Origin of the sequence: Vibrio sp. Isolate22 (assembly GCF_022398115.1) — a bacterium.
Taxonomy (GTDB): domain Bacteria; phylum Pseudomonadota; class Gammaproteobacteria; order Enterobacterales; family Vibrionaceae; genus Vibrio.
In genome coordinates this window covers 41,527-53,341 of the sequence record NZ_JAKEUW010000009.1, presented here as the reverse complement: position 1 = coordinate 53,341, position 11,815 = coordinate 41,527, and the positions used below count along the sequence as shown (strand labels likewise).

General features: G+C 45.4%; 8 protein-coding genes. 5 read left to right on the top strand and 3 right to left on the bottom strand.

From position 1 onward, the window contains the following. Positions 1 to 150: 150 nt before the first annotated feature. Positions 151 to 1,050, top strand: coding sequence for a methylenetetrahydrofolate reductase (gene metF / locus L1D55_RS07675; RefSeq protein WP_004737146.1), 900 nt, complete (start codon positions 151 to 153; stop codon positions 1,048 to 1,050). Between the two features lie 163 nt (positions 1,051 to 1,213). Here the strand turns inward: metF and L1D55_RS07670 are convergent, their stop codons facing one another. The 3 genes from L1D55_RS07670 to argE form a co-directional block, all read right to left on the bottom strand. Next, positions 1,214 to 1,753: a PadR family transcriptional regulator gene (locus L1D55_RS07670; protein WP_102423077.1), complete on the bottom strand. Its 540-nt coding sequence runs from the start codon at positions 1,751 to 1,753 to the stop codon at positions 1,214 to 1,216. A gap of 349 nt (positions 1,754 to 2,102) precedes the next feature. After that, entirely contained in the window at positions 2,103 to 4,739 is a 2,637-nt protein-coding gene (gene ppc, locus L1D55_RS07665) for a phosphoenolpyruvate carboxylase (protein WP_239917041.1), read from the bottom strand. A gap of 251 nt (positions 4,740 to 4,990) precedes the next feature. Further along, positions 4,991 to 6,127, bottom strand: coding sequence for an acetylornithine deacetylase (gene argE, locus L1D55_RS07660; RefSeq protein ID WP_239917040.1), 1,137 nt, complete (start codon positions 6,125 to 6,127; stop codon positions 4,991 to 4,993). A 154-nt stretch (positions 6,128 to 6,281) separates the two neighbouring features. On the opposite strand from argE, the gene argC reads away from it, so the two are divergent. The 4 genes from argC to argH all read left to right on the top strand — a co-directional run bounded on the left by argC (position 6,282) and on the right by argH (position 11,635). Then, a complete protein-coding gene (argC, locus tag L1D55_RS07655) occupies positions 6,282 to 7,286 on the top strand; it encodes an N-acetyl-gamma-glutamyl-phosphate reductase (protein ID WP_239917039.1) in 1,005 nt (334 codons plus the stop codon). Between the two features lie 12 nt (positions 7,287 to 7,298). After that, positions 7,299 to 8,087, top strand: coding sequence for an acetylglutamate kinase (argB, locus tag L1D55_RS07650; RefSeq protein ID WP_239917038.1), 789 nt, complete (start codon positions 7,299 to 7,301; stop codon positions 8,085 to 8,087). 113 nt (positions 8,088 to 8,200) lie between these two features. Continuing rightward, a complete protein-coding gene (locus tag L1D55_RS07645) occupies positions 8,201 to 9,412 on the top strand; it encodes an argininosuccinate synthase (RefSeq protein ID WP_063522850.1) in 1,212 nt (403 codons plus the stop codon). 348 nt (positions 9,413 to 9,760) lie between these two features. Beyond that, the gene (gene argH / locus L1D55_RS07640; RefSeq protein WP_239917037.1) at positions 9,761 to 11,635 is read left to right on the top strand and encodes an argininosuccinate lyase; all 1,875 of its coding nucleotides are present in this window, start codon (positions 9,761 to 9,763) and stop codon (positions 11,633 to 11,635) included. Positions 11,636 to 11,815: the final 180 nt, after the last annotated feature.

The following is an 11,815-nucleotide window of genomic DNA, read 5'->3' as shown; positions in this document are numbered from 1 at the left end:
TGAGTTTTACTCACGATCTACTTGAGAAAAATTCATAATGGATCTGTTGACATTAAATCGTATTCAATACATCCTGTGGACATATAGACGTCTAAACGTCGTTTGAGGATTTGAGATTTTAGTGGTTGCTTTTGCCACAGGGAGAGTAAGATGGGATACACACACGCTAGTCATATCGACGCTTTAAATCAGAATATCGCTGAGCTTTCTGACAACATCAATGTGTCATTTGAGTTTTTTCCACCAAGCAGTGAAAAGATGGAAGAGACCCTGTGGAATTCTGTTCACCGTCTTAAAACGCTACAACCAAAATTTGTATCAGTGACCTACGGTGCAAACTCAGGTGAGCGTGACCGTACCCACTCAATCATTAAAGAAATCAAAAACCAAACCGGCCTTGTCGCTGCACCGCACCTAACGTGTATTGATGCGAGCCGTGAAGAGCTAATCCAAATTGCTGACGATTACTGGGCAAATGGTATTGAGAGCATCGTTGCGCTGCGTGGTGATATTCCCCCTGGCGGTGGTGCACCAGAAATGTACGCTTCTGACTTAGTTGAGCTACTGAAATCTCGCCACGATTTTGATATTTCAGTCGCGGCATTCCCTGAAGTTCACCCTGAAGCAAAAAGCGCTCAATCTGATCTTATCAACCTAAAACGTAAAGTCGATGCGGGTGCTAACCGAGCTATCACCCAGTTCTTCTTCGATGTAGAAAGCTACCTGCGTTTCCGTGACCGTTGTGTAGCGGCTGGCGTTGATGTTGAAATTGTACCGGGCATCTTACCGGTTTCTAACTTTAAGCAAGCGTCTCGCTTTGCAGCTATGAACAACGTGAAAGTACCGGGCTGGATGGCGAAACAATTTGAAGGCTTGGATGATGACCCAACGACTCGCCAGTTAGTTGGTGCTAGCCAAGCTATTGATATGGTTCGTACTCTGAGCCGTGAAGGGGTAAAAGACTTCCACTTCTACACCCTAAACCGTGCAGAAATGACTTATGCACTGTGCCATACGTTAGGTGTACGTCCACAGGTTGCTGCGCTTTAAGCAAAGCCTGAGCCCTAGTAGAAAGATCGCTGTAAATTCAAATCCTATAGATACAAAAAAGGCTTGGACTCTAAGAGTTCAAGCCTTTTGCTTTTCTAGCTTCTAGCTTCTAGCTTCTAGCTTCTAGCTTCTAGCTTCTAGCTTCTAGCTTCTAGCTTCTAGCTTAAGCGATAGCACCAAGTTCAAGCAGTACTTCTTCAGCCCATACAATCCATGCTTCACGGATAAGTAGGTTACGACGAAGTGTTAGGCGCTCAAGGCGAGCTTGCTTGTCTAGAGTTGATGGCGTTGCGTAGTAAGCTGCTTCGATTTCTTTGTAGTGAGAAACCAGTTTGCGAGACTCTTCTACAAGCTCAGAAAGTTGTACACGGTACGCGTCAGAAGGTTGTACAGCACAAGCCATTAGCTTAGCTGAGAACTCATCACGAACAGTTGGGTGTGCAGTTGGCTGTTCAAACCATTCACCCAGAGCGCTACGGCCAGCATCGGTGATAGAGTAAACTTTACGATCAGGTTTGCCTTCTTGAGGTTCAAGCACGCAAGTTACCTGTTCGTTCTGAGCCATTTTATTTAGCTCGCGGTAAACTTGTTGATGGCTAGCTTTCCAGAAGTAACCGATGCTTGCAGAGAATTCTTTTGTGATATCGTAACCAGTAGCGTCGCGTGTACTTAGAACGGTTAAAATTACGTGTGGTAATGACATGTCTGAAATCCAAATGGTAAACAGTAAACAAATACTTAAACATCAAGTGTGCTTCTAGTGGCACGTTATATTGGTTATGTTTAAGTTGTACCAACTCATGGGTTGGTTATGTCACCTTACAAAGCCGTTTATCACCTAGGTCGACCAGTTTATTGGTCAAAGTACTGCAGATTATGATTATTGAGTGTTTCCGCAGTGGAGCAGTAGTATATCTAAATAATAAGCATAAAGTAGAATACATGGATAAAATAACCCAAAAAACTGACAAAAAACTCATTATGTTCATTTTCTTGAAATAAAAAGGTCGCACTAGGCGACCTTTTGTCTATTTTGCGGTATGAATCACTAATTAACCGGTGTTTCGCATGCCTGCAGCAATGCCTGCAATGGTCACCATTAGCGCTTCTTCTAACTCTGCTGGTGGTGTTTCGCTCTTACGAGTACGGTACAACAGCTCAGCTTGAAGCATGTTCAATGGCTCTACGTAGATGTTACGTAGGCGAATTGACTCAAGCCCCCAAGGGTCGCTCTGCATCAGGTTCTCGTTGTTCTCTACATTTAGCACGGTTTTTATGTCTTTTTGCAGCTGTTCACGCAGTAACTCACCCAGAGGCAATAGCTCTTCGTCAACAAGACGTTGGTCGTAGTACTTAGCGATCTCCATGTTGCACTTCGAGTACACCATTTCCAACATACCCAGGCGAGTAGAGAAGAATGGCCATTCACGACACATTTCTTCCAGTAGGGCTTGGTGGCCTTGGTCTACTGAGTATTGAATCGCTTCACCTGCGCCTAACCATGCAGGAAGTACCAAGCGGTTTTGGCTCCAAGAGAAGATCCATGGGATTGCACGTAGGCTTTCTACGCCGCCGTTCGGGTTACGTTTAGCTGGGCGAGAACCTAGAGGCAGTTTACCTAGCTCTAGCTCTGGTGTTGCTTGACGGAAGTAAGGAACAAACTTCTCTTCTCCACGAACCACGTTACGGTAAGCCTCACAAGAGACTTGAGACAGCACCTCCATTAGGTCGCGCCACTCTTGTTTTGGCTCTGGTGGCGGTAGAAGGTTCGCTTCTAGGATTGCACTTGCGTACAGGTTGAAGCTGTTTACCGCAACATCTGGTAAGCCAAGCTTAAAGCGGATCATTTCACCTTGCTCAGTTACACGTAAACCGCCTTTCAAGCTCTTAGGTGGCTGAGAAAGCAGTGCAGCGTGTGCTGGCGCACCACCGCGACCAACCGTACCGCCACGACCGTGGAACAGTGTCAGCTCAATACCTTCTTCTTCACAAACCTTAACTAGCTTGTCCATCGCATCATACTGCGCCCAACCCGCAGACATTACGCCAGCATCTTTTGCTGAGTCTGAGTAGCCGATCATCACCATCTGATGGTTTTGGATGAAGCCACGATATAGGTCGATACTCATTAGCTGCTTCATCACCGCTTCTGAGTTGTTCAAGTCGTCCAGTGTTTCGAACAGTGGACACACGTCCATGCGATAAGGACAACCAGACTCTTGTAGCAGTAGATGAACGGCCAGTACGTCTGATGCAGTACGAGCCATTGAGATTACGTAAGCACCGAAGGCTTCGCGAGGTTGAGCAGCAATGACCTTACAGGTGTCTAAAACCTCTTTAACCTGTTCAGATGGCTCCCAATCGCGAGGAAGTAGCGGGCGCTTAGAGCTTAATTCATTGGTTAAGAAAGCAATCTTGTCTTGCTCGCTCCATTGGTCGTAATCGCCAATGCCTAGGTAGCGAGTCAGTTCAGACAGTACATCTGAGTGACGGGTACTTTCTTGACGAACATCGAGGCGAACTAGATGTACACCGAACGCTTTTAGGCGGCGCAAGGTATCAAGCAGAGAACCGTCTGCGATTACGCCCATGCCACATTCATGAAGCGATTGGTAACATGCGTACAGTGGTGTCCAAAGTTGGTCGATGTTCTGTAGGGTTTCTTTCTTTGGAACTTCAGTGTCATGCAGCTTTGCATCGAGTACTTCTAGTGTGTTGTTCAACAGAGTACGTAGGTTCTTCAGAATGGCACGGTAAGCTTCGTGCTCATCACCAGCTAGTTCACGAACGGTATCATTGCACTTCGTCATCGATAGTTCGGTAATCAGCTCGTTAATGTCACCCAAGTAAAGGTCTGCCGCTTTCCAGCGAGATAGGCGCAGTACTTCTTTGGTGATGGTGTGCGTTACGAATGGGTTACCATCGCGGTCACCGCCCATCCAAGATGAGAAGTGAACAGGGCGAGCATCAATTGGCAGGCCTTCGCCAAGGTAGCCTTTTAGTCGGCCATCCATTTCGCGTAGGAAGTCAGGAACGGCTTCCCATAGTGAGTTTTCTACTACTGCAAAGCCCCATTTCGCTTCATCAAGTGGCGTAGGGCGTTGCTGACGAATCACATCTGAGTGCCAACCTTGAGCGATCAACTGCTCTAGGCGACGTTCGGTCTTCGCGCGCTCTTTTTGTGATAGGTCGCTTAATTCTAATTTAGACAGACACTCGTTGATTTTTACCAACTTGTTGATCATGGTGCGACGAGTGATTTCTGTTGGGTGTGCCGTTAGAACGAGTTCAATGTTTAGGTCGCGAACGGCTTGAGCCGCATCTAGCTTGCTGATGTCGTTCTGGCTTAATTTGGAAAATAGAGATTGCAGCACGTCTGGTTCACAAACATGCTCTTCACAGTGGCGAGAGATAGTGTGGTATTGCTCTGCCATGTTAGTGAGGTTGAGAAATTGGTTAAATGCACGAGCAACAGGGGTCAGTTGTTCGTTTGGCAGGTTTTTGATTTCTTCAACTAAGCTGTCACGGTCAGCCTGGTTGCCTGCGCGGGCGGATTTGGAAAGTTTACGGATAGTTTCCACTTTCTCTAAGATAACGTCACCGTGTGCATCTTGGATTGTGTTACCTAGCAAGCGTCCCAGCATGCTTACGTTACTCTTGAGAGCGGCGTATTTCTCGTTCATTGTCATCCTGCCTCGTAAAAAAATTACATCCATTGTTCCTTGTTAAGTACACAATCTAGCGAAAACTGCTGTATCTAGTCAAATAAAGCATTCTAAGTTTGCAATTATTAGTTTTCGAAATGCGGGAGAAGTAAATTTTCCAAGACTTCGGAATAAAGTGAAATTTAATTACAAGATCAGGCTTTGGCTGGGATAACAGAATAAAAGCCACCTTTTCGGGTGGCTTTTATAAAAAAGTATCGTAAAGGTAGCAATAACTAGAAACAATATTTACGGATTGATTTACCTAAAATATCAATCGTTGGGTCGATGAAATCAAAGCTTAAGAATTCATCCGGTTGGTGGGCTTGGTCAATCGAGCCTGGGCCTAATACCAAGGTTGGACATAGTTCTTGTAGGAAAGGCGCTTCAGTACAGTAATTCACGGTTTGTGATTCAGTTTCACACACTGATTCCATGCCGCCGATAAATGGATGGTCGTGCTGACACTCGTAGCCCGGGATAGGTTCATGCAGGGGGGTAATTTCAATTCTGCCCGGCCATTTCGCTTCTACTTCTTTTAGCGCACTGCGCAGCATGTTATCTAAACCGTCTAAGCTGATACCTGGCAGAGGACGTACGTCGTAGTGCAGCTCACAACAACCACAAATACGGTTAGCGCTGTCACCACCATGAATATGACCTAGGTTTAGTGTTGGGCTTGGAATGGCGAACCCCGGGTGGTGGTACTCTTTGATGAGTTTGTCGCGCAGCTGCATTAAAGCAAACAGCACTTCATGCATGATCTCGATGGCATTAACGCCTAATGCTGGATCTGAAGAGTGACCTGATTTACCGGTTACGCGCACTGCATTCGCCACATGGCCTTTATGACCACGAATCGGCACTAGACTAGTTGGCTCACCAATGATGCAGTAATCCGGTTTAAACGGTGCATTTTCAGTGAAGTGACGTGCACCTAGCATGGTGGTCTCTTCATCACAGGTTGCCAATACATATAGTGGCTTGGTCTGTTTACTCCAATCCATCTTTCTTACAGCTTCATAGATAAAGGCGAAAAAACCTTTCATGTCGGCAGTGCCTAATCCGTAGAAGCGATTGTTGTGTTCTGTCAGTGCGTGAGGGTCGAAATTCCAACGTCCTTCATCAAATGGAACGGTATCGCTGTGCCCAGCCAATAATAAGCCGCCTTCACCTGAGCCCATTTTAGCGATCATATTATGCTTGCCAGGCTCAACTTCCACGACTTCTACGCTAAAGCCCAGGTCTTTAAACCATTGAGCCATTTTTTCGATCACTTTCTCGTTGCCATGATCCCAGCTTGGATCCGTAGAACTAATAGAGTCGGTGGAAATTAGGCCTTTATAGACCTCAAGGAAACTCGGTAATTGCATAATATCTTCACTTCTACTATTGACAGGAAAACTATAAGTCGGTAAAACACATATTAAATCATATTTAATGCATAAGAAATCAAATAAGGCTAAAAATTAAGTATGAATAGTCAAATTTTGAAATGTAACTTACCTCAGAAATGGATGTGTTGAGATGTTGAAAACCACGATCATTGGCGCAAGCGGCTACACAGGAGCAGAACTGGCTCTAATGATAAACAGACACCCTGAGCTCACGCTATCAGGTTTGTATGTCTCAGCCAATAGTGTAGACGCAGGTAAACCTATTGCATCGCTACACGGTAAGCTAGCGGGCTTGATTGATATGCCAGTTCAGCCGCTGACTAATCCAGAAGAAGTGGCAAAACAGTCTGATGTGATTTTCCTAGCGACAGCACATGAAGTGAGTCATGACCTCGCACCAATTTTTCTAGAGAATGATTGCCAAGTATTCGACCTATCGGGTGCTTTTAGAGTTAAAGGTGAAAACTTCTACCAAGAGTTTTACGGCTTTGAACACCAACACGAACAGTGGCTAGATAAAGCGGCTTACGGCTTAGCTGAATGGAACGAACAAGAAATAAAAGAAGCGCAGTTTGTTGCAGTCGCAGGCTGTTACCCAACGGCATCGCAACTGGCGATTAAGCCTCTAGTTGAAGCTAAGTTGCTGGATGAGAACCAGTGGCCAGTGATTAACGCGACCAGTGGTGTCAGTGGGGCAGGGCGTAAGGCGACCATGGTCAACAGTTTCTGTGAAGTGAGCCTGCAAGCTTATGGTGTATTTAACCACCGTCATCAACCTGAAATGGCTGCACATTTAGGATGTGATGTGATTTTTACTCCGCATCTAGGAAACTTTAAGCGCGGCATTTTAGCGACCATCACTATGAAGCTGGCTCAGGGCGTGACAGAACAACAGGTACAAGATGCCTTTGAACAAGCTTACCAAGGCAAGCCAGCCGTAAGGTTGCTCGAAGAGACATTGCCAAGAATCCAAGATGTAGAACAGACACCTTTCTGCGATTTAGGTTGGAAGGTACAAGGTCAACACATCATCGTTGTTTCAGCGATTGATAACTTATTGAAGGGTGCATCTAGCCAAGCGATGCAGTGTTTAAATTTACGTTATGGTTTTGCGCCATTAACTGCGTTAGTGTAAAGGAATCTAGATATGAGCCTTAATAATCAACCATTAATCATAAAGTTAGGTGGCGCTGCGCTATCTTGTGGTGAAACACTTAGCAAGTTATTTGGTGCTATCTCTGCTTACCAACAACAAGCACAACGACCTATCGTGATTGTTCACGGCGGTGGTTACCTTGTTGATGATTTGATGAATAAGTTGAACCTTGAGACCGTAAAGAAAGAAGGTCTGCGCGTTACTCCTTATGATCAGATTCCTGTTATTGCTGGCGCTCTAGCGGGCACGGCGAACAAATTACTGCAAGGTCAGGCGATTAAAGACGGTATTAATGCTGTTGGTTTGAGCCTAGCAGATGGTGGTTTATGCAAAGTGAGCGAATTGAACCCTGAACTGGGCGCAGTTGGCAAAGCTGAGCCGGGTGATTCAACTGTTCTACAAGCCATTCTGAATACGGGCGCACTGCCAATCATCAGTTCAATTGGTCTTACTGAGCAAGGGCAACTGATGAATGTGAATGCTGACCAAGCTGCGGTTGCTGTTGCTGGTGCACTTGATGCTGAACTGGTACTGCTTTCTGATGTAAGTGGCGTACTAGATGGCAAAGGCCACTTAATTCCAAGCCTTAACCAGCAGCAAGCTGATGACCTTATCGAAGGTAAAGTCATTACAGACGGCATGATCGTGAAGGTTCAAGCCGCACTAGAAGCTGCTAACGACCTTGGACGACCAATCGAAGTCGCAACGTGGCGATATCCAGAAAAGCTAACACAACTGTTTTCAGGTAAAAGCATAGGAACACAGTTTTTACCTCAGTAGGTCTCACAGCGAGTCACTACTTAAAGAATTTAGACAAATTAAATAAACATATAATTATGAAGTCATTTCCAACGCTGACCGCCATGTGCAGTATGGAAACTAGGAGAAAGAAAATGAGCAAAGTTAACGTAAAGAAAGTTGTAGTAGCCTACTCTGGCGGTCTAGACACATCAGTAATCATTCCATGGTTAAAAGAGAACTATGACTGTGAAGTAGTGGCGTTTGTCGCGGATGTTGGCCAAGGTGCTGAAGAGTTAGAAGGCATTGAAGAGAAAGCAAAAGCTTCAGGTGCTTCAGAGTGTTACATCGCTGACCTTAAAGAAGAGATGGTTGCTGATTACATCTTCCCTACGCTAAAAACCGGTGCTTACTACGAAGGCAAATACCTACTAGGTACTTCAATGGCTCGTCCAATCATTGCTAAAGCCCAGGTTGAAGTTGCGCGTAAAGTAGGTGCAGACGCACTGTGTCACGGTTGTACGGGTAAAGGTAATGATCAAGTTCGTTTTGAAGGTGCATTCGCTGCACTAGCACCAGACCTACACGTAATCGCACCATGGCGTGAATGGGATCTAGTGAGCCGTGAAGAGTGTTTGGATTACCTAGCTGAGCGTAACATCCCTTGTACTGCTTCTCTGACTAAGATTTACTCTCGTGACGCAAACGCATGGCACATCTCTACAGAAGGTGGCGTTCTAGAAGATACATGGAACGCGCCAAACGAAGATTGCTGGGCTTGGACGGTAGATCCTGAGCAAGCACCAAACGAATCTGAAACAGTGACGCTTAAAGTTGAAAAAGGTGAAGTGGTAGCCGTTGATGGTGAAACAATGACGCCATACAACGCACTGGTTTACCTGAACGAGAAGGGTGCTAAGCACGGTGTTGGTCGTATCGATATCGTAGAGAACCGTCTTGTTGGTATGAAGTCGCGTGGTTGTTACGAAACTCCGGGTGGCACCATCATGATGGAAGCACTGCGTGCAGTAGAGCAACTGGTTCTTGATAAAGCAGCATTTGAATTCCGTGAAGAGCTAGGTGTTAAAGCTTCTCACCTTGTGTACGATGGTCGTTGGTTCACTCCACTGTGTAAGTCAATTCTTGCTGCAACAGAAGAGCTAGCGCAAGACGTTAACGGTGAGGTAGTTGTTAAGCTTTACAAAGGCCACGCAACGGTAACTCAGAAGCGTTCTGACAACAGCCTATACTCAGAAGAGTTTGCAACCTTTGGTGAAGATGAAGTTTACGACCAAAGCCATGCTGAAGGCTTCATCCGTCTTTACTCGCTATCAAGCCGTATCCGTGCTCTGAATAGCCAAAAGTAATGCTAACAATGAGTTAGTAAGCTAGCCTTCACTGAAATATTGAAGGCCAGTAAACAGACATGATTATGCAAAGCCCACTCACTATTGATTAGTGAGTGGGCTTTTTACTTTCTAATCGCCTAATAAATCAGCTTCGTTTTTTACTATGGGATGGCATATAATTCGCGCTCTACGCTGTAAAGAATCAATGGATGAATCTTTTTGGTGAATAAATATGTGAAAAAAATGAATTAATACTTTATTTTCATTTTGAATTGCCGTAAGTTTAAACCATCAGAAAAATACTGAATCTTAATCAGAATTATCATTTGCAAAAACAGTGAGCACTGTGCAATTAGGAGATACACAATGGCATTATGGGGCGGTAGATTTACCCAAGCAGCAGACACGCGGTTTAAAGATTTTAACGATTCTCTTCGTTTTGATTACCGATTGGCTGAGCAAGACATTGTGGGCTCAATTGCCTGGTCTAAAGCTCTACTGTCGGTCAACGTATTAACAGAAGAAGAGCAACAGAAGCTTGAGTTAGCGTTGAATGAGCTAAAACTTGAGGTGATGGAAGATCCTGAACAGATTCTACGTTCTGATGCAGAAGACATTCACAGCTGGGTTGAGCAACAACTTATCGGTAAAGTCGGTGATTTGGGTAAAAAGCTTCACACTGGCCGTTCTCGTAATGACCAAGTGGCGACAGACCTGAAACTATGGTGTCGTCAGCAAGGTAACCAACTACTGTTAGCGCTTGATCGCCTGCAGAGTCAAATGGTTAATGTTGCTTCTCAGCATCAAGGTACTGTACTTCCTGGCTACACTCACTTACAACGTGCTCAGCCAGTAACGTTTGCGCACTGGTGTTTGGCTTACGTTGAAATGTTTGAGCGCGATTACTCGCGTTTGAATGATGCGATTAAGCGTCTAGATACATGTCCGCTGGGTTCTGGTGCCCTTGCTGGAACCGCTTACCCGATGGACCGTGAAGAGTTAGCTCACAACTTAGGTTTCCGTCGTGCAACGCGCAACTCTCTAGATTCAGTATCAGACCGTGACCATGTGATGGAGCTGATGTCTATCGCTTCTATCTCTATGCTTCACCTCTCGCGTCTTGCGGAAGATATGATTTTCTACAACTCTGGTGAATCAAACTTCATCGAGTTAGCGGATACCGTGACATCAGGTTCATCTCTGATGCCACAGAAGAAAAACCCAGACGCACTAGAGCTTATCCGTGGTAAAACGGGCCGTGTATACGGTTCACTTGCTGGCATGATGATGACAGTGAAAGCACTGCCTTTGGCTTACAACAAAGACATGCAAGAAGATAAAGAAGGTCTGTTCGACGCTTTAGACACTTGGAATGACTGTATGGAAATGGCGGCGCTGTGTTTTGACGGCATCAAAGTGAACGGCGAGCGTACACTTGAAGCGGCGAAGCAAGGTTATGCAAACTCTACGGAACTGGCTGATTACCTAGTAGCGAAAGGCATTCCTTTCCGTGAAGCTCACCATATTATCGGTGTAACCGTCGTTGCAGCAATTGCGAAAGGTTGCGCTCTAGAAGAATTAACCATCGCAGAGATGAAAGAGTTCTCTGAGGTGATAGAAGAAGATGTGTACGACATCCTGACCATTGAATCGTGTCTTGAGAAACGTAGTGCGCTAGGTGGTGTATCTCCGAAGCAAGTGGCTTACGCAGTTGACCAAGCTGAGAAGCGTTTGGCGCAGCGTGATACCTCTATCGTTAAGGTTCGTCCTGCTCGTTTGACTGACATTGAAGCGTTGGAAGGTATGGTCGCTTACTGGGCGAACATGGGTGAAAACCTGCCTCGCTCTCGAAATGAACTGGTGCGTGATATTGGCTCATTCGCCGTCGCAGAACATCATGGTGAAGTAACCGGTTGTGCATCACTCTATGTCTATGACTCTGGTTTAGCGGAAATCCGCTCACTGGGCGTTGAAGCCGGTTGGCAAGGTCAAGGGCAGGGCACCGCGATTGTTCAGCACTTGGTTGAGAAAGCACGACAAATGGCGATTAAGAAAGTGTTTGTGCTGACCCGTACACCTGAGTTCTTTATGAAGCATGACTTCTTACCAACATCGAAATCTCTGTTGCCTGAGAAGGTACTGAAAGATTGTGACCAGTGTCCTCGCCAACATGCATGTGATGAAGTCGCGTTGGAAGTGAACTTAGTCGAGCAGATAATTGCTAAGGTTAATGTTGCATAACACCTTGATTTTATGGGCCCTAAAAAAAAGATCAAAAATCTGATCTTTTTTGGGAACAAACTAAGAAAAGCCCGGTCTATTAAAGTACCACTGCTTTTTCTTAGAATTTTCTAAGAAAGCCCCAAAACCGATTGGTTTTGGGGCTTTTTTCTATCTGCTATTTGGCAAATTATACTCGCT